Genomic DNA, 17,915 nt, shown 5'->3' on the forward strand with positions numbered 1-17,915 from the left:
CCTGCGCTACGGTCGTGGGCGTGACCAAACCCGCGACGGAGCGCCCCCGGCTGCCCAGCGTGGGCCGGCTCGGGTTGGTCGACCCTCCCGCGGGTGACCGTCTGGCGCAATTGGGTTGGTACGAGCGCGACGACCCGAACTACATCGACCGGTTGTGGGCGTTGTCGCGCGCGCCCGACCCCGACGCCGCGCTGCGGGTGCTGGTCCGGCTGTGGGAGAACCCGGACAGCGACTGGGACGAACTGAGCGCCGCGCTGCTCACCGAGCGCGGGCTGCGGGGGCGGCTGTTCGGGGTGCTGGGCTCGTCGCTGGCCTTGGGCGATCACCTGGCCGCCAACCCGCAGTCCTGGAAGCTGTTGCGGGGCAAGGCCCACCTGCCCTCGCACGACGAACTGCGCACGACGTTCATCGAGTGCTGCGACGAGGCGCTGGGCGCCCCCGGGTCGGCGGTGGAACGCCTGCGCATCCTGTACCGCGACCAGCTGCTGGTGTTGGCGGCCCTCGACGTGGCCGCCACGGTCGAGGACGAGCCGGTCCTGCCGTTCACCGTGGTGAGCGCCCAGCTGTCGGACCTGGCGGACGCCGCGCTAGCCGCCGCGCTGCGCATGGCCGAGGCCACCGTGTGCGGCGACCGGATGCCGCCGCGGCTGGCGGTCATCGCGATGGGCAAATGCGGTGCCCGCGAACTGAACTACGTCAGCGACGTCGACGTCATCTTCGTCGCCGAGCGCGCCGACGCGCAGAGCGCCCGCGTGGCCGGCGAGATGATGAAGGTGGCCTCCGAGGCCTTCTTCCAGGTCGACGCCGGGCTGCGTCCGGAGGGGCGCAGCGGCGAGCTGGTCCGCACCGTCGAATCGCACGTCGCCTACTACCAGCGCTGGGCCAAGACATGGGAGTTCCAGGCGCTGCTGAAAGCCCGGGCGGCCGTCGGCGACGCCGAACTCGGCGAGCGCTACCTGGCCGCCCTGACGCCCATGGTCTGGGTCGCCTGTGAGCGCGAGGATTTCGTCGTCGAGGTCCAGGCCATGCGCCGCCGGGTGGAGCGGCTGGTGCCCGCCGAGGTGCGCGCTCGCGAGATCAAGCTCGGCAGTGGCGGACTACGGGACGTGGAGTTCGCGGTGCAGCTGCTTCAGCTGGTGCACGGCCGCAGCGACGACTCGCTGCACGTGGCCTCCACGGTGGACGCGCTGGACGCGCTGGGCCAGGGCGGCTACATCGGCCGCGAGGACGCGGCGAACCTGACGGCCTCCTACGAGTTCCTCCGGCTGCTCGAGCACCGGCTGCAGCTGCAGCGGCTCAAGCGCACCCATCTGCTGCCGGAGCCCGACGACGAGGAGGCGGTGCGCTGGCTGGCGCGCGCGGCGCACATCCGGCCCGACGGCCGCCACGACGCCGCGGGGGTGCTGCGCGAGGAGCTCCGGCACCAGAACGTGCGGGTGTCCGGGCTGCACGCCAAGCTCTTCTATCAGCCACTGCTGGAGTCGATCGGACCCGCCGGCCTGGAGATCGCGCACGGCATCACATCCGAGGGCGCCGAGCGGCAGCTGGCGGCGCTGGGCTACGAGGGGCCGCAGACCGCGCTGAAGCACATGTCGGCGCTGGTCAACCAGAGCGGGCGGCGCGGCCGGGTGCAGTCGGTGCTGCTGCCGAGGCTGCTGAACTGGATGTCCTACGCGCCAGACCCCGACGGCGGGCTGCTGGCCTACCGGCGCCTGTCCGACGCGCTGGGCGGGGAGAGCTGGTACCTGTCCACGCTGCGCGACAAGCCCGCGGTGGCCAGGCGGCTCATGCACGTGCTGGGGACCTCCGCCTACGTGCCGGATCTGCTGATGCGCGCGCCCCGGGTGATCCAGGACTACGGTGACGGCCCGGGCGGCCCCAAGCTGCTCGAAACCGACCCTGCGACGGTGGCCCGGGCGCTGATCGCCTCGGCGGGCCGCCACCCCGACCCGGTGCGGGCGATCGCGGCCGCGCGCACGCTGCGGCGCCGCGAGCTGGCCCGCATCGGTTCGGCCGACCTGCTCGGTTTCCTCGAGGTCACCGACGTGTGCAAGGCACTCACCTCGGTGTGGTTGGCCGTGCTGCAGGCCGCCCTGGACGCGATGATCCGGGCCAACCTCCCCGAGGACGGCCGGGCTCCCGCGGCCATCGCGGTCATCGGCATGGGCCGGCTGGGCGGCGCCGAGCTGGGCTACGGGTCCGACGCCGACGTGATGTTCGTCTGCGAGCCCGCCTCCGGCGTCGACGACTCGCAGGCGGTGCGATGGTCGACGACGATCGCCGAGCAGGTGCGGGCGCTGCTGGGCACGCCCAGCGTCGACCCGCCGCTGGAGGTCGACGCGAACCTGCGGCCCGAGGGCCGCAGCGGCCCGCTGGTGCGCACGTTGAGTTCCTACACCGCCTACTACGCCCAGTGGGCGCAGCCGTGGGAGATCCAGGCCCTGCTGCGCGCGCACGCGGTCGCCGGCGACGCCGAGCTGGGCCAGCGGTTCTTGGTGATGGCCGACCAGACGCGCTACCCGCCCGACGGCGTGTCGGCGGAGGCGGTGCGCGAAATCCGCCGCATCAAGGCCCGCGTCGAGTCCGAGCGGTTGCCGCGGGGGGCGGACCCCAACACCCACACCAAGCTCGGGCGCGGAGGACTGGCCGACATTGAATGGACCGTGCAGCTCACGCAGCTGCGGCACGCGCACGAGGTGCCCGCGCTGCACAACACGTCGACGCTGGAATCCCTGGACGCCATCGCCGCGGCCGGCCTGGTGCCCGAGGAGGACGTCGACCTGCTGCGGCAGGCCTGGCTGACCGCCACCCGGGCCCGCAACGCGCTGGTGTTGGTCCGCGGCAAGCCCACCGACCAGCTGCCGGGGCCGGGGCGCCAACTCAAGGCGGTCGCTGTCGCCGCGGGCTGGTCGTCCGACGACGGCGGCGAGTTCCTGGACAATTATCTGCGAGTGACGCGCCGGGCAAAAGCGGTGGTGCGCAAGGTGTTTGGAAGTTGAGTCAGGAGGCCGGCGCGTTGGACGCCACATTCGAGGTGCTCAGCGCGGCGGAAGCCCAACGCGTGACGGCCCTGTACACCCCGCTGGCCGACGCGGTCCGGGAACTCATCGACGCCACGATCCGCACCGAGGCCGACGACGCCGTCGTCGCCGACGCGCGCGCCGCGATCGAGGCCGTCACCGAGTCGCTGCGGCAACGGACCCGGCCGATGGGGGTGACCTACCGCGTCGACGGCGGCCGCCCGCTGACGATGGGAAACGCCGCGATCGGCCTGGGCAACCCGATCGCGCCGCCCGTGATCGTCCACCACGACGGCGGCGGCCGCTGCTGGAGCGAGTTCGTCCTCGGGACGGCCTACGAGGGCCCGCCCAAGCTGGTGCACGGCGGGGTGAGCGCCCTGGTGCTCGACCACATGCTGGGCGAGGCGGCCAGCGAGGGGCTGTCCAAGCCGCGGTTCACCGGGACCATCACCGTGAAGTACCTGCGCGGCACCCCGCTGGGCCCGCTGCGCTCCGAGGCGTGGATCGACCGCAAGGAGGGCGTCAAAGTCTTTGCCCGCGGCACTATTTCGGACGCGCATGGGGTCACCGTCGAGGCCGACGGCGTCTTCATCGAGCCGTCGTGGGCGAGGGACGCCGAATGAAGTTCTATGTCAGCAGCGCGTTCTTGAACACCCGTGAGATCGTCGAGATCGCCAAGGCGGCGGACGAACTCGGCTACGACGGGATCGGGATCCCCGACCACGTCGTCAACCTGGAGACGCTGGACACCCCGTACCCGTACACCAAGGACGGCCAGCGGCGCTGGCAGCCCTTCACCGACTGGCCCGACCCCTGGGTCCTCGTCGGCGCGCTGGCCCAGGTCACCACCCGGCTGCGGTTTGTCACCACCGTCTACATTCCCGCCATGCGCAACCCGTATTCGGCGGCGAAAGCCATTGGCACGGCGGCGGTTTTGGCGTCCGGCCGCGTGGAGCTCGGCATCGGTGTCGGCTGGTGCCGCGAGGAATTCGCCTTGATGGGCGAGCAGTTCGAGGCCCGCGGCAAACGCACCGACGAGATCATCGACCTGATGCGGGCGCTGTGGCGGCCGGGCTGGACCGAGTTCGACGGCGCGTTCTACCGCACACCGCGGCTGGAGATGGAGCCGACGCCGCCACCGATACCCGTGTACGTCGGCGGCCTCAGCGACATCGCGCTGCGCCGCGCCGCCCGCAACGACGGCTGGATCGGCGACCTGATCAAGACCGATCGGGCCATCGAGGCGGTGGGCCGGCTGCGCGAACTGCGGGCCGAACTCGGCCTGTCCATGGACGATTTCACGATCCTGACGCCGCTGACCGACTCCTTCACCACCGCCGACTACCGGCGCGCCGCGGACGCCGGCATCACCGGCATCATCACCATGCCGTGGATGTTCTACGCCGGGCCGGACGCCACGCTGGACGACAAGATCGACGGCATGCAGCGCTTCCGCAAAGACCTGGCGCTGGACGGCTAAACTTCGGGGGATGGCTTTCACGGTCGTTTTCAGCAACGGTGAACCGCGGGATTACGGCGCTTTCGACAGCTACGAGATCACCGACGCCGGGGTGTTGATCATCTCGATGCACCGCGAAGACGTCGAGCGGCATTACGTCGCGCCGGGGGGCTGGCTGGAGGTCGTGGAGATGGCCGAGGGCCAGCCGGTGCGGATGTCACGCGGGATCTTGGGCCGCCGCCCCGGTTAGGGTGGCGGCAGAGAAACTTTCACCGCCACTTTCACCGCCGAGCAGACGCAGAATCGCACCGAGGCGCGGCGCTGAGGGCGATTCTGCGTCTGCTCGCGACGATTAAATGGGCTTAAACGTCGAAGTAGAGCGAGAACTCGTAGGGGTGCGGCCGGATCTGGACCGGCAGGATCTCGTACTCGCGCTTGAAGTTGATCCACGTCTCGATGAGGTCGGGCGTGAAAACGCCGCCCTCGGTGAGGTATTCGTGGTCGGCCTCCAGCCGGTCGATCACCGCGGACAGCTGGGTGGGCGCCTGCGGGATGTTTGCGGCCTCCTCCGGGGGCAGCTCGTAGAGGTCCTTGTCGACCGGCGCCTGCGGCTCGATCTTGTTCTTGATGCCGTCCAGGCCGGCCATCAGCATCGCCGAGAACGCCAGGTACGGGTTGCCCGACGAGTCGGGGCAACGGAACTCGAGCCGCTTGGCCTTCGGGTTGCTGCCGGTGATCGGGATGCGCACGCACGCCGACCGGTTGCGTTGGCTGTACACCAGGTTGATCGGCGCCTCGAAGCCGGGAACCAGACGCTTGTAGGAGTTCACCGTCGGGTTGGTGAACGCCAGCAGCGACGGCGCGTGGTGCAACAGGCCACCGATGTAGTGGCGCGCCGTGTCCGACAGGCCGGCGTAGCCCGTCTCGTCGTACATCAGCGGGCTGCCGTCCTTCCACAGCGACTGGTGGGTGTGCATCCCGGACCCGTTGTCGCCGAACAGCGGCTTGGGCATGAAGGTGACGGTCTTGCCCGCCTGCCACGCGGTGTTCTTGACGATGTACTTGTAGAGCTGCATGTCGTCGGCCGCGTGCAGCAGCGTGTTGAACTTGTAGTTGATCTCGGCCTGGCCGCCGCTGCCGACCTCGTGGTGGCCCTTCTCGAGGCTGAACCCCGATTTGATGAGGTTCGACAGCATGTCAGCGCGCAGGTCGACGTAGTGGTCGACGGGCGCGACGGGGAAATACCCACCCTTGGGGCGGACCTTGTAGCCGCGGTTGGGGCTGCCGTCGCTCTCGTTGGGCTCACCGGTGTTCCACCAGCCGGAGATCGCGTCCACCTCGTAGAACGAGCCGTTGGTGCGCGAGTCGAAGCTCACCGAGTCGAAGATGTAGAACTCGGCCTCGGCGCCGAAGTACGCGGTGTCGGCGACCCCGGTGCTGATCAGGTAGTTCTCCGCCTTGCGCGCGATGTTGCGCGGGTCGCGCGAGTAGGGCTCGAGGGTGAACGGGTCGTGCACGAAGAAGTTCAGGTTCAGCGTCTTGTGCGCGGTGAACAGGTCGATCTGGGCCGTGGCGGGGTCGGGCAGGAGCAACATGTCGGACTCGTGGATCGACTGGAACCCGCGTATCGAGGAGCCGTCGAAGGCCAGGCCGTCCTCGAACACGCTCTCGTCGAAGAACGAAATCGGAATCGTGAAGTGCTGCATGATGCCTGGCAAGTCACAGAACCGGACGTCGACAAATTCGACGTTCTCGTCCTTGGCGAGTTTGAAGACGTCGTCGGGCGTCATTTCCGTCACAGAATTGCTCCTTTACTTGGTGATCCGCGGCCTGACGCTATGGAGCTTGTGTTGCCCGTCAGTCAACCCGATGTTGCGCAGAGGTTACGTGACCATGCTTCCCCGCACCAGAATCCGGGTCGCTGCAGGGTTCTATTGTGGGGCCATGGACGGCAGCATCGTATCTGGTCTGCAACACGGCCCCACGGGCGCATCCCGCCCCGGTTTCGGGCTTGCGGGGCAGTCCCGCCGGGCCCCCGGAAGCCGTCCGTGAGCGACGGTTTGCCGGGATCGCGATCGGCCTATCCGGGCGAGAGCCTCGGCCTGCCGCAGGGCGGGCCGGGATCGCTGGCGCCGATGGGCCGACGGCTGGTCGCGTTGATGATCGACTGGCTGATCTCCTACGGGCTGGGGGCGCTGGCCATGGCGTTCGGCCTGTTCTCCCAGCGGACGCTGGCGACCGCGGTGTTGGTGATCTGGTTCGTGCTCGGCGTGGTGGCGGTTCGGCTGTTCAGCTTCACGCCCGGGCAGCTGGCGCTGGGTCTGCAAGTGGCGTCGGTGGACGGGCGGGTGCCGGTCGGGCTCGGCCGGCTGGTGGCGCGCGGGCTGCTCATCGCGACCGTCATCCCGGCGTTGTTCACTGACTCCGACGGCCGCGGCCTGCACGATCGGATCACCGGGACGGCCGTGCTGCGGCGCTGACCTGATGGCGGCGGACCATGGTGGCGGCGACCCGCAGCGCCCGGCTTCGTCGCGCTTGCGATCGCCGCGGCGTTACCGGCGGCGCACCGTGCGCTGCACGCCGCGCATCTTGCCGGCGTTGGGCAGCGGCCCCTTCGGCATCACGCCGGCGCCGGCGCGGGAGCCCAGCGCGGCCAGCCGCGACTCCAGCGTGTCGATCTGCTTGGCGGTGATGTTGTTGGGCAGCCGGGTGAGGTGGCGTTCCAGCTTGCCCAGCGGGACCTCGCCGTCGCCGTTGCCGACCACGATGTCGTAGATCGGCACGTCGCCGACCAGCCTGGCGGTGCGCTTCTTCTCCTGGGCCAGCAGCGGTTTGACGCGGACGGCCGATCCCTCGCCGACCAGGATCACGCCGGGCCGGCCGAGCACCCGGTGCACGGCGTCGAAGTGGCCGGTGGCGGCGACGCCGGGGGTCACCCGCCACTTGCCGCGCAGGTTGTCCAGCACCCACGCGGCGGCGCCGGTCTGGCCTTCGGCTTTGCTGTAGACCGCGCGCTGGGCGCGGCGGCTGAAGATGATGAACGCCACCAGGACACCCAGCACCACGCCCAGCAGGATCAGCGTGATCATCGCCATCCCGCCGACCCAGATGCCGACGGCCACCGAGGCGCCGACGATCAGCACAAACGCGCCGATCATGTACGGCAGCAGGCGCTTGTCCTCCTTGCGCTGCATGTTGAACGCCTGCCAAAGCTGGCCGCGGCGTTCCTTCGCGGCGGCCTTGCGGGCGGCGGTTGCCTGGGCCCGGGCGGCCTTGTTCTCGGCGGCGGTGCGGGGTTTAGCCATAATGACCAAGGATACGTTCGGGCGGGTTATCTATGGTGCCGAGGCCCGGCCGCGAACGGCTTGGTCGTAGAGGCGCCCGGCCCGGTAGGACGATCGCACCAGCGGCCCGGACAACACCCCCGAGAAGCCGAGGTCCTCGGCGTGCCGGGCGAACTCGTCGAACTCCTCGGGCGTCACCCAACGCTCGACCGGGTGGTGGCGCGACGTCGGGCGCAGGTATTGGGTGATGGTGACGATGTCGCAGCCGGCGTCGCGCAGGTCCGCCAGCGCGCCGCGCACCTCGTCGGCGGTTTCGCCCAGCCCGAGGATGAGGTTGCTCTTGGTGATCAGGCCGAAGTCGCGGGCCGCCGTGAGCACGCCCAGGCTGCGCTCGTAGGTGAAGGCGGGCCGGATCCGCTTGAAGATCCGCGGCACGGTTTCGACGTTGTGGGCCAACACTTCCGGGCGTGGCTCGAAAACCTCCGCGAGCCGCGCGGGCTCGCCGTTGAAGTCCGGGATCAACAGCTCGACGCCGGTCGACGGGTTGAGCTCCTTGATGGCGCGCACGGTCTCGGCGTACAGCCAGGCGCCGCCGTCGGGCAGGTCGTCGCGCGCGACGCCGGTGATGGTCGCGTACCGCAACCCCATCGTCTGGACGCTTTCGGCGACCCGGCGCGGCTCGTCGCGGTCCAGCCCGGCGGGCTTTCCGGTGTCGATCTGGCAGAAGTCGCAGCGGCGGGTGCACTGGTCGCCGCCGATCAGGAAGGTGGCTTCCCGGTCCTCCCAGCATTCGAAGATGTTGGGGCAGCCGGCCTCTTCGCAGACCGTGTGCAGACCCTCGCGGCGGACCAGGCCCTTCAACTGGGTGTACTCGGGTCCCATCCGGGCCCTGACCTTGATCCACGGTGGCTTGCGCTCGATCGGGGTCTGCGCGTTGCGCACCTCAAGGCGCAGCAGCTTGCGGCCCTCGGGAGCGACAGTCACATCGTTGATGCTACGCGGGCGACCGGGTGGTCACGCACCGGAAGCGCGCCGTCCAGGGCGTCGCAGACGGCGACGGCGACGGCCGCCCGGACCTCGTCGACGGTGACCGTGCGCCGCAGCTCGGCGGACACCGACGTCACCCCAGCGTCGCTGATGCCGCACGGGACGATCGAGTTGTAGGCACCCAGATCGCAGTCGCAGTTCAGGGCGAACCCGTGCATCGTCGTCGCCCGCGACACCCGTACCCCGATGGCCGCGACCTTGCGCGCCGGGCGGCCGCCGCCGGCGGGGACCCAGACGCCGGACCGGCCGTCGATCCGGACGGTGTCCAGGCCCAGGTCGCCGCACACCTTGATCAGCGATTCCTCAAGGCGCCGAACGTATTTGACGACGTCGAGCGGCTCGGCGAGCCCGATGATCGGGTAGCCGACCAATTGCCCGGGGCCGTGCCAGGTGATCTTGCCGCCGCGGTCGGTGTCGACCACTGGCGTCCCGTCCACGGGCCGCTCGTGCGCCTCGGTGCGCCGCCCGGCGGTGTAGACCGCGGGGTGCTCCAGCAGCAGCAGGGTGTCGGGCCCGCCGGCGACCCGGGCGTCGGTCAGGTCGCGCTGCAGCTGCCAGGCGGTGCGGTATTCGACCGTCCCCAGTTGGCGGACGTCGATCGCGGCCGAACTCGACCGGATGGAATCACTCACTCCGCCGACGCTACTCGGCCCGCGCCCGACCGGCGACGCGACGCCAAGGCCGCGTGCGGCTAATCGTGCTCGCGGCGGGCGGTGGCGTAGGCGAGCGCCTCGCCAATGGTGTTGTGGTGGAACTCGAAACCGGCGCGTTCCAGCGCGGACGGGATGGCGCGCTGACCGATGAGCAGCCCCTCGTCGGCGAACTCGCCGAGCGCGGCCCGCACCGCGAAACCGGGCATCATCAACGGGGTCGGGCGATTGAGCGCGCGGCCGAACGCGGTGGTGAACTCCGCGTTGGTCACCGGCGCCGGCCCGGTCAGGTTGACCGGCCCCGACAGCGAGGGGTGTGAGATGGCGAACAGCAGCGCCCGCACCTCGTCTTCCAGGGTGATCCACGACATGTATTGACGGCCGCTGCCCAGCCGGGCGCCGAGTCCCGTCGAGAACAGCGGCCGCAACCGGCGCAGCGCGCCACCCGACCGGGACAGCACCAGCCCGGTGCGGGCCAGCACCACCCGGGTGCCGGCGTACTGGGCGGGCAGCGTGGCGGCTTCCCAGTCCTCGCACAGCTGGGCGAGGAAACCGCTTCCCGCCCGGGCGTTTTCGTCGACCACCCGGTCTCTCGTGTTGCCGTAGTAGCCGACCGCACTGGCGTTGATCAGCGTTTCGACGCCGGCGTCGGCGACGGCATTGGCCAGCACCTCGGTGGGAGCGATGCGGCTGTCGCGCAGGCTCTGCTTGAAGGCGCCCGACCAACGATGCTGCCCGATGTTGACGCCGCACAGGTTGACGACGGCGTCGACGTCGATCAGCGCGTCGGCGTCGAACTCGCCGCTCTCCGGATTCCAGTGCAGCTCTTCGGAATTCGCCGGCGTCCGGCGCACGATGCGCAGCACCGGATGGTCGGCGGCGCGCAGGGCCGCCGCCAGGGCCGAGCCGATCAGGCCGGAGGAACCCGCTATCGCGATGACCGGCTTGGGCACGTCGTCACAGCCCCAGGTCAGCCTCGAAGGCTCCCTCTTCGAGCCGGTTCTTGATCGTGGTGAGGAAACGTCCGGCGTCGGCGCCGTCGATCAGGCGATGGTCGTAGGTCAGCGGGAGGTAGCAGATCGAGCGGACGCCGATCGACTCGTTGCCGAACTCGTCCACGATCACCCGCGGCCGCTTGACGATCGCGCCGGTGCCCAGCATGGCCGCCTGCGGCGGAACCAGGATCGGGGTGTCGAACAGGGCGCCCTGGCTGCCGATGTTGGTGATGGTGAACGTGCCGCCGGACAGCTCGTCGGGCTTCAGGTTGCCCGACCGGGCGCGCTCGGCGATGTCGGCGATGGCCCGGGCCAGCCCGGCCAGCGACAGGTCGCCGGCGTTGTGGACGACGGGGGAGAGCAGTCCTTGGTCGGTGTCGACCGCGAAGCCGAGGTGCTCGGCGTCGTAGTAGGTGATCTCCTTGGTTTCCTCGTTGTAGCTGGCGTTGATGTTGGGGTGGATCTTGAGGGCGTCGATCACGGCGCGGGCGATGAACGGCAGATAGGTCAGGTTGACGCCCTCGCGCTCAGCGAACGCGGACTTGGCCCGGGCCCGCAGCCCCACGATCTTGGTCATGTCGACCTCGTGGGTCTGGGTGAGCTGGGCCGTGGCCTGCAGAGACTCGCGCGTCTTGGCCGCGGTGAGCTGCCGGATCCGGCTGGCCTTCTGGGTGGTGCCGCGCAGGTGAGCCAGCGCGGGGGCCGGGGCCGCCGCCGCGGCGGGGGCCGCCTTGCCTTCGGAGGCGGGAGCGGCTGCGGGCGCGGCTGCGGCGGCGGGCGCGGGCGCCTTTTTCGCCTCCTCCCTCTTCTGGGCGGCCGCCAGCACGTCCTGCTTGCGGATGCGACCGCCGACCCCGGTGCCGGCGACCTGCGCGAGGTCGATGTTGTTCTCGTTGGCCAGCTTTCGCACCAGCGGGGTCACGTAGGGCGCGCCGTCCGGGCTCGGGCCGCCGGCGGGCGCGGCCTGTGTTGGTTCGGGTTGGGGCGGCGGCGCGGGCGCCGGTTTCGCCGCCGCGGGCTCCGGCTTGGGTTCGGGCGTTGGCTCCGGCTTGGGCTCGGGTTTGGGTGCGGGCGGCGCCGGGGGGGCCGGCGCGGCGGCGTCCGCTCCGGCACCGATCCGCGCCAGCTCGCCGCCGACCGGGACGGTCGCGTCCTCCTCCGCTGTGATGCTGAGCAGGACACCGGCCACCGGCGACGGGATCTCGGTGTCCACCTTGTCGGTGGACACCTCCACCAGCGGCTCGTCGACCTGGACCGAATCGCCGACCTTCTTCAGCCAGCGGGTCACGGTGCCCTCGGCCACCGACTCGCCGAGTTCGGGCATCAGCACCGGCTTGGCGTCACCGGAACCGCCGCCCGACGCGGCCGGCTGGGCCGGCTGGGCCGGCGCCGCCGGTTCGGGCTCGGGCTGGGCCTGGGCCTGCGGTTCCGGCTCGGGCTCCGGCTCCGGCTGCGGCTCGGGCTCCGGCTGGCTGGGCGCCTGGGGCTGGGCCTGGGGTTGCTCACCCGCGTCGCCGATGACCGCCAACTCGCCGCCGACCTCGACCGTGTCGTCCTCCTGGGCGACGATCTTGGTCAGCACACCGGCGGCCGGCGACGGGATTTCGGTGTCCACCTTGTCGGTCGACACCTCGACGAGCGGCTCGTCGAGTTCGACCGTGTCGCCTTCCTGCTTGAGCCAGCGGGTGACCGTCCCCTCGGTGACGCTCTCACCGAGTGCCGGCATCTGGACGGAGAAGGCCATCTCTTCTGACTCCTCGATCGTAGGTCGGGGCGCGTCGAACATGTCGCTTGGCAGAACCGAAGTCGCTATCAAAACTATCCTGTCACCGCGCATTCGTCGGCACACATCCAGGGCGGACAGCGCTCGGGTGCCCGGTCGCCGCCGCCCCGCTTGCTACCGTGTGGCCACTGGCACAGGGGCCAGACAGAACGGGGAGGTTCGATGCCGGCGCTACCACAGGTACCCCAGCGGTTCGTCGACAGCAGCGACGGCGTGCGCGTCGCGGTATACGAGGAGGGCAACCGCGAGGGCCCGACGGTCGTCCTCGTGCACGGCTTCCCCGACTCGCACGTGCTGTGGGACGGCGTCGTCCCGCAGCTGACCGAGCGGTTCCGCGTCATTCGCTACGACAACCGCGGCGTCGGCATGACGTCGGCGCCTAAACGGGTCTCCGCCTACGGCATGGCCCGGTTCGCCGACGACTTCGCCGCGGTGATCGGCGAGCTCAGCCCGGGCGGGCCCGTGCACGTGCTGGCCCACGACTGGGGTTCGGTGGGCATCTGGGAGTACCTCAAGCGGCCGGGCGCGGCCGACCGGGTCGCCTCGTTCACCTCGGTGTCCGGCCCCAGCCAGGAGCAGCTGGTCCACTACATGTTCAGCGGGCTGCGCCAGCCCTGGCGCCCGCGGCGATTCCTGCGCTCGATCACTCAGGCGCTGCGGCTGACCTACATGGTGTTCTTCTCGATCCCGGTGCTGGCGCCCCTGTTTCTCCGGCTGACGCTGTCGATCCCGGCGTTGCGCCGCAACGCCGTCGACAACATCCCCGGTGACAAAATTCACCACTCGGACAAGCTGCCCTCCGACGCCGCGCGTTCGGTGAAGACCTACCCCGCCAATTACTTTCGCTCGTTCTCCATGCGCGGCCGGCCGCAGACCGTCGACGTGCCGGTGCAGCTCATCGTCAACACGCGCGACAAGTACGTGCGGCCCTACGGGTACGACGAGACCGCGCGCTGGGTGCCGCGGTTGTGGCGGCGCGACATCCGGGCCGGGCACTTCTCGCCGATGTCACACCCACAGGTGATGGCGGCCGCGGTGCACGACTTCGCCGACCTCACCGCGGGCAAGCCGCCGAGCCGGGCGATGCTGCGCGCGCAGGTCGGGCGTCCCCGCGAGTACTTCGGCGACACCCTGGTCTCGGTCACCGGCGCGGGCAGCGGCATCGGGCGGGAGACCGCGTTCGCCTTCGCGCGCGAGGGCGCCGAGCTGGTGGTCAGCGACATCGACGAAGCGACGGTCAAGGAGACCGCCGCCGAGATCACCGCGCGCGGCGGCGTCGCCCACGCCTACGTGCTCGACGTGTCCGACGCCGACGCGGTAGAGGCCTTCGCCGAGCGCGTCAGCGCCGAACACGGCGTCCCCGACATCGTCGTCAACAACGCCGGCATCGGCGCGGCCGGCGGATTCCTGGACACCCCCGCCGAGCAATTCGACCGGGTGCTCGACATCAACCTGGGTGGCGTGGTCAATGGCTGCCGGTCCTTCGGCCGGCGCCTGGTCGAGCGCGGCACCGGCGGCTACATCGTCAACGTGGCGTCGATGGCCGCCTTCTCGCCGCTGGGGTCGCTGAGCGCGTACTGCACCTCCAAGGCCGCCACCTACATGTTCTCCGACTGCCTGCGGGCCGAACTCGACGTGGCCGACGTCGGGTTGACCACCATCTGCCCCGGCGTCATCAACACCAACATCATCAGCACCACCCGGTTCAGCGCGCCGGTGGGCAAGGACGAGCAGGTCGACGACCGGCGCGGCCAGATCGGCCGGATGTTCGCGCTGCGCCACTACGGGCCGGACAAGGTCGCCAACGCGATCCTGTCGTCGGTCAAGAAGAAGAAGCCGATCCGGCCCGTCGCGCCGGAAGCCTATGCGGTTTACGGCCTGTCCCGCGTGGCGCCGCAGGCGTTGCGAAACGCCGCACGCGTGCGGGTGATCTAGTCCAATGGTGTCGACCCGCTTCGCCCGGCTACGCCGCGCTCGCGGTCGCCACTAGACCAATGGTGTCGACCCGCTTCGCCCGGCTACGCCGCGCTCGCGGTCGCCACTAGACCAATGGTGTCGACCCGCTTCGCCCGGCTACGCCGCGCTCGCGGTCGCCACTAGACGCCTGTCCGCCGCGCGCCCTGGCGTCCGACCACCAGCCCGCCGCCGACGGCGAGGATCCCGATGACGGCCAGCGGGATCGTCCAACTGCGACGGCCGTTGACCGACGACTGGCATTGAGCCACGTAGTCGGTGTGCGGGAGGACCTGGTTCAGGATTGGAATGTTCGCGCCGTTCTTGTCGTTGGCGCTGCGCGCGCTGGACAGGTCGGTGGCGATTCCGTTCCCGCATGACACGGAATTGCCGCTGCCGTCCGACACGGACACCGGTACCAGCAGCCCGATGATGCCGGCCAGCAAGAGCACCGCACCCACCGCGATAATCAACCGTCGCACAGTCACTATTGGCCTCCCGTCAAACACGAGTTTGGTAACGCCTTAGTAACCGCTGGCCGCGGTCGCTAAACGTCTGTCGTGGCCCGATACGGCGCGCATGGTTTGTGCCGACCCGGGTATCCGGACGCCATGACAATGGCTACAACCCGCGAGGTAAGGGCGTCCCGCCAGCAGATCTGGGACGCGATGGCGGACGGATGGACATATTCGCAGTGGGTGGTGGGTAACAGCCGAACCCGTGCCGTCGACCCGCAGTGGCCACAGCCCGGCTCCGCCATCAAGCACTCGATCGGTGTCTGGCCGCTGGTCATCAGCGACGGGACCGTCGTCGAAAGCTGCACCCCCGGAGAAGAACTCGTGCTGCGGGCGGGCCTCGGCCGATTGGGGGCCGCGCGAATAACGCTGCGGCTCACGGACACTCCGGACGGCGGGTGCCGCATCGACATGATCGAGGTGCCCGCCTCCGGGCCGATCAAGGTCATCCCAGATCGGCTGGCCCTGGCCGCCGTCTACCCGCGCAACCGCGAGTGCCTGCTGCGGTTGACCGCGCTCGCCGAACGGCTCGAGCCGAGCCAGGTCAAATAGCGCATGGCCGTGCGGCTCGCCCGCCTGTTGATCCAGCCGGCCAACACCATGGTGGACGAGCTGTTCGACGGCGATGCGCCGCGAATCCTGTTGCTGGGCAACGCGATGCACGCCGACGTGCCGCCGGACGCGCCGGTCAGCGGCCCCATGGGTTTTCTGATGACGATGCTGGCCCAGGACGGCGGCTGGCCGGTGCCCGTCGGCGGTTCGGGGCAGTTGACGGCCGCGCTGGTGCGGCGCACCGAGGCCGCCGGTGCGCGAATCGAGTGTGGCCAGAACGTGTCTCGCATCCAGGTGCGCGGCGGCCGCGCGGTGGCGGTGACGACCGCCGGCGGTCGCACGGTCCGGGCGCGCCGGGCGATCGTGGCCGACGTGACGGCGCCGCGGCTGTTCTGCGACATGCTGCCCGCGGATGCGGTCCCGGCCGCGTTGCGCCGCGCGCTGGCGCATTACATCTGGGATCCGCCGGTGGTGAAGGTCAACTACGCGCTGGACCGCCCCATCCCGTGGCGATCGGAGTGCCTGCGGGGCGTGGGCACCGTGCACCTGGGGGCCGACGCCGACGGGCTGGTGCGCTGGATGGCCGACCTGAACACCCGGGTGGTGCCCGAGCATCCGTTCATGCTGTTGGGCCAGACCACCACCGCGGACCCGAGCCGTTCGCCGAAGGGCACCGAAAGTGTCTGGGCCTACACGCGTTTGCCGCGCAACGTGGCCGACGACGCCGCGGCCGAGCGGCTGGCCAAGTCGGTGGATCACGTCATCGAGGAGCATGCCCCCGGTTTCGGCTCGGCGGTGATCGACTGGTTCGTGCAGCGCCCGTCGGACCTGGAGGCCAGCGACGCCAACCTGCACCTGGGCGCCCTCAACGGGGAACCGCGCAGCTGCAACAGATGGCGATCTTCCGCCCGGCGCCGGGGCTGGGGCGCGCCGAAACCCCGGTCGAGGGGCTGTACCTGGGTAGCGCGTCGGCCACCCCGGGGGGATCCGTGCACGGCGCGTGTGGGCGCAACGCGGCCAACGCGGCGCTGGCCGCGGCCCGCGTGACGGGCTGGCCGCGCCGCAAGGTGGGCCGGGCGGTCCTCAAGCGCCTGACGGCCTAGGGCTCAGCCCTTTTCGGCGATGTCCTCGAGCACCGCGAACATGGTGCGGGTCGGCACACCGGTGGCGCCCTTGGGCGTGTACCCCCACGGGCCGCCGGTGTTGTAGGCCGGCCCGGCGACGTCGATGTGCGCCCAGCTCACGCCGTCGGCGACGAACTCGCGCAGGAAAACCCCGGCCACCAGCATGCCGGCGAAGCGCTGGCCGCTGATGTTGGACAGGTCGGCCACGGTGGACTTCAGGTCGTCCTTGAGCTCGTCGGGCAGCGGCATCGGCCAGCCGTTCTCGCCCACCCGCTGCGAGATCTCGGCCACCCGGTCGCGGAACTCGTCGCTGCCCATGACGCCGGGGATCCGGGCGCCCAGCGCCACCGTCTGCGCGCCGGTCAGCGTGGACGTCTCGATCAGGTAGTCCGGGTTGTCCTCACACGCCCGCACGATCGCGTCGGCCAGGATGAGCCGGCCCTCGGCGTCGGTGTTCTGCACCTCGACGGTGATACCGCCGTACTGCGTCAGCACGTCGCCGGGGCGCTGCGCCGTGGCCGACGGCATGTTCTCGGCCATCGGCACCGTGGCGATCACGTCGATGGGCAGCTGCTGCTGCGCGGCCAGCGCAACCGTCGCGATCACGGCGGCCGCGCCACCCATGTCCGAGGTCATGTAGTGCATCGACGCCGCCGGCTTGATCGAGATGCCGCCGGTGTCGAACGTGACGCCCTTGCCGACCAGCGCGACCTTCTTGACCTGTTTCGATTTCTTGGCCAGCTTCGAGCCGCGGTGGGTGAGCCGCACCAGCCGCGGCGGGCGCGACGAGCCCTGCCCGACGCCGATCACCCCGCCGTAGCCGGCCTTCTGCAGCGCCTTGTCGTCGAGCACCTCCACCTCGAGGCCGACCGATTCGCCCAAAGCCTTTGCGCGCTTGGCGAATTCGGCCGGGAACAGGTGGCTCGGAGGAGTGTTGACCAGATCCCGGGCCGTTGCGACCGCGGTCGCGACGGCGGCGCCGTGCGCGCTCTGCTTCTTGGCGTCCTTGGCGGTGGCCAGCACGGTGAGTTTGCGCAGTCCCTTGTCTTTGGGGGCGGTCTTCTCGCTGCGGAACTCGGTGAACCGGTAGCTGCCTAGCACCAGCCCCTCGACGGCGGCGGAGCAGACGTCGTCGCCCGGTAGCTCGCCCAGCGTGGTGATTACCGACTCGGCGGTGCCCAGCGACCGGGCCGCCATGCCGGCGGCGCGGCGGATCGTGTCGGCCGGCCACTCGGGGCGCGGCTTGCCCAGGCCGATCGTCAGCACGCTGGACACCGGCAGCGACGGCACCACCAGCCGGTGCACCTGCTCACTGCCGCCGGTGGCCTCCAGCGCCCGCAGCCCGTCCTGGATCTCGGCGACGGCCTCGTCGGACAGGAACGCATCGGCCGCGGTGACAACCGCGCCCGGCTTGTCCTCGTCGCCGGTCGAGACGACCGGCACCAGCAATACCGTCGAACCCGCACCCCGCTTGGGTAGCGCCGTGGCGACGTTGACGGTGGGCGCGTGGTAGCCAGGTTCGGTGGTCACGGC

The 17,915-nt window shown here is 70.4% G+C and carries 15 protein-coding genes and 1 pseudogene; 8 read left to right on the top strand and 8 right to left on the bottom strand.

The annotated features are described in order from the left end of the window. Positions 1 to 14: 14 nt before the first annotated feature. Genes AC5Y7V_RS16855 through AC5Y7V_RS16870 form a run of 4 tightly spaced genes read left to right on the top strand, consistent with a single transcriptional unit; the run spans position 15 to position 4,729 of the window. Positions 15 to 2,999, top strand: a complete 2,985-nt coding sequence (locus AC5Y7V_RS16855) for a bifunctional [glutamine synthetase] adenylyltransferase/[glutamine synthetase]-adenylyl-L-tyrosine phosphorylase (protein WP_499881178.1) — start codon at positions 15 to 17, stop codon at positions 2,997 to 2,999. Further along, positions 2,996 to 3,643, top strand: coding sequence for a PaaI family thioesterase (locus AC5Y7V_RS16860; RefSeq protein WP_499881179.1), 648 nt, complete (start codon positions 2,996 to 2,998; stop codon positions 3,641 to 3,643). Before AC5Y7V_RS16855 ends, AC5Y7V_RS16860 begins: the two co-directional genes overlap by 4 nt. After that, positions 3,640 to 4,500 (top strand): TIGR03619 family F420-dependent LLM class oxidoreductase, encoded by an 861-nt coding sequence (locus AC5Y7V_RS16865; protein WP_499881180.1) that lies wholly within the window; start codon positions 3,640 to 3,642, stop codon positions 4,498 to 4,500. The genes AC5Y7V_RS16860 and AC5Y7V_RS16865 overlap by 4 nt, the downstream gene beginning before the upstream one ends. Before the next feature lie 10 nt (positions 4,501 to 4,510). Beyond that, positions 4,511 to 4,729: a hypothetical protein gene (locus AC5Y7V_RS16870; protein ID WP_499881181.1), complete on the top strand. Its 219-nt coding sequence runs from the start codon at positions 4,511 to 4,513 to the stop codon at positions 4,727 to 4,729. 112 nt (positions 4,730 to 4,841) lie between these two features. On the opposite strand, the gene glnA is transcribed toward AC5Y7V_RS16870, so the two are convergent. Then, the gene (gene glnA, locus AC5Y7V_RS16875; RefSeq protein WP_499881182.1) at positions 4,842 to 6,278 is read right to left on the bottom strand and encodes a type I glutamate--ammonia ligase; all 1,437 of its coding nucleotides are present in this window, start codon (positions 6,276 to 6,278) and stop codon (positions 4,842 to 4,844) included. A gap of 261 nt (positions 6,279 to 6,539) precedes the next feature. Here glnA and AC5Y7V_RS16880 point away from each other — a divergent pair, with 261 nt between their 5' ends. After that, the gene (locus tag AC5Y7V_RS16880) at positions 6,540 to 6,959 is read left to right on the top strand and encodes an RDD family protein (RefSeq protein WP_499881395.1); all 420 of its coding nucleotides are present in this window, start codon (positions 6,540 to 6,542) and stop codon (positions 6,957 to 6,959) included. 72 nt (positions 6,960 to 7,031) lie between these two features. Here the strand turns inward: AC5Y7V_RS16880 and AC5Y7V_RS16885 are convergent, their stop codons facing one another. From AC5Y7V_RS16885 to sucB, 5 genes are read right to left on the bottom strand one after another with little or no spacing between them, the layout of a single operon-like run. Next, positions 7,032 to 7,784 (bottom strand): DUF4191 domain-containing protein, encoded by a 753-nt coding sequence (locus tag AC5Y7V_RS16885; protein ID WP_499881183.1) that lies wholly within the window; start codon positions 7,782 to 7,784, stop codon positions 7,032 to 7,034. Positions 7,785 to 7,814: 30 nt separating this feature from the next. Continuing rightward, complete coding sequence (lipA, locus tag AC5Y7V_RS16890; RefSeq protein ID WP_499881184.1) at positions 7,815 to 8,747, bottom strand: lipoyl synthase; 933 nt, start codon at positions 8,745 to 8,747, stop codon at positions 7,815 to 7,817. Continuing rightward, positions 8,744 to 9,442, bottom strand: coding sequence for a lipoyl(octanoyl) transferase LipB (lipB, locus tag AC5Y7V_RS16895; protein ID WP_499881185.1), 699 nt, complete (start codon positions 9,440 to 9,442; stop codon positions 8,744 to 8,746). The genes lipA and lipB overlap by 4 nt, the downstream gene beginning before the upstream one ends. 59 nt (positions 9,443 to 9,501) lie before the next feature. Further along, positions 9,502 to 10,413, bottom strand: a complete 912-nt coding sequence (locus tag AC5Y7V_RS16900; RefSeq protein ID WP_499881186.1) for a TIGR01777 family oxidoreductase — start codon at positions 10,411 to 10,413, stop codon at positions 9,502 to 9,504. Between the two features lie 4 nt (positions 10,414 to 10,417). Then, positions 10,418 to 12,199, bottom strand: a complete 1,782-nt coding sequence (gene sucB, locus AC5Y7V_RS16905; protein WP_499881187.1) for a 2-oxoglutarate dehydrogenase, E2 component, dihydrolipoamide succinyltransferase — start codon at positions 12,197 to 12,199, stop codon at positions 10,418 to 10,420. Between the two features lie 201 nt (positions 12,200 to 12,400). Here sucB and AC5Y7V_RS16910 point away from each other — a divergent pair, with 201 nt between their 5' ends. Continuing rightward, the gene (locus AC5Y7V_RS16910) at positions 12,401 to 14,173 is read left to right on the top strand and encodes an SDR family oxidoreductase (RefSeq protein WP_499881188.1); all 1,773 of its coding nucleotides are present in this window, start codon (positions 12,401 to 12,403) and stop codon (positions 14,171 to 14,173) included. 161 nt (positions 14,174 to 14,334) lie between these two features. On the opposite strand, the gene AC5Y7V_RS16915 is transcribed toward AC5Y7V_RS16910, so the two are convergent. Continuing rightward, positions 14,335 to 14,679, bottom strand: a complete 345-nt coding sequence (locus AC5Y7V_RS16915; RefSeq protein ID WP_499881189.1) for an aminopeptidase — start codon at positions 14,677 to 14,679, stop codon at positions 14,335 to 14,337. Between the two features lie 129 nt (positions 14,680 to 14,808). Between AC5Y7V_RS16915 and AC5Y7V_RS16920 the strand changes: the two genes are divergently transcribed. Beyond that, complete coding sequence (locus tag AC5Y7V_RS16920; RefSeq protein ID WP_499881190.1) at positions 14,809 to 15,258, top strand: SRPBCC family protein; 450 nt, start codon at positions 14,809 to 14,811, stop codon at positions 15,256 to 15,258. A gap of 6 nt (positions 15,259 to 15,264) precedes the next feature. After that, positions 15,265 to 16,361, top strand: a pseudogene (locus AC5Y7V_RS16925) (phytoene desaturase family protein); the annotation flags it as partial. Between the two features lie 3 nt (positions 16,362 to 16,364). Here the strand turns inward: AC5Y7V_RS16925 and AC5Y7V_RS16930 are convergent. Continuing rightward, positions 16,365 to 17,912 (bottom strand): leucyl aminopeptidase, encoded by a 1,548-nt coding sequence (locus AC5Y7V_RS16930; protein ID WP_499881191.1) that lies wholly within the window; start codon positions 17,910 to 17,912, stop codon positions 16,365 to 16,367. Between the last annotated feature and the right edge of the window lie 3 nt (positions 17,913 to 17,915).

It is taken from the genome of Mycobacterium sp. NGS34 (genome assembly GCF_059812845.1).

What these genes read in the sequence shown, in the direction of transcription:
- AC5Y7V_RS16885 (WP_499881183.1), bottom strand. Translation starts at nt 7,784, where the DNA reads ATGGCTAAACCCCGCACCGCCGCCGAGAACAAGGCCGCCCGGGCCCAG.
- AC5Y7V_RS16920 (WP_499881190.1), top strand. Translation starts at nt 14,809, where the DNA reads ATGGCTACAACCCGCGAGGTAAGGGCGTCCCGCCAGCAGATCTGGGAC.
- sucB (WP_499881187.1), bottom strand. Translation starts at nt 12,199, where the DNA reads ATGGCCTTCTCCGTCCAGATGCCGGCACTCGGTGAGAGCGTCACCGAG.
- AC5Y7V_RS16870 (WP_499881181.1), top strand. Translation starts at nt 4,511, where the DNA reads ATGGCTTTCACGGTCGTTTTCAGCAACGGTGAACCGCGGGATTACGGC.
- AC5Y7V_RS16910 (WP_499881188.1), top strand. Translation starts at nt 12,401, where the DNA reads ATGCCGGCGCTACCACAGGTACCCCAGCGGTTCGTCGACAGCAGCGAC.
- AC5Y7V_RS16865 (WP_499881180.1), top strand. Translation starts at nt 3,640, where the DNA reads ATGAAGTTCTATGTCAGCAGCGCGTTCTTGAACACCCGTGAGATCGTC.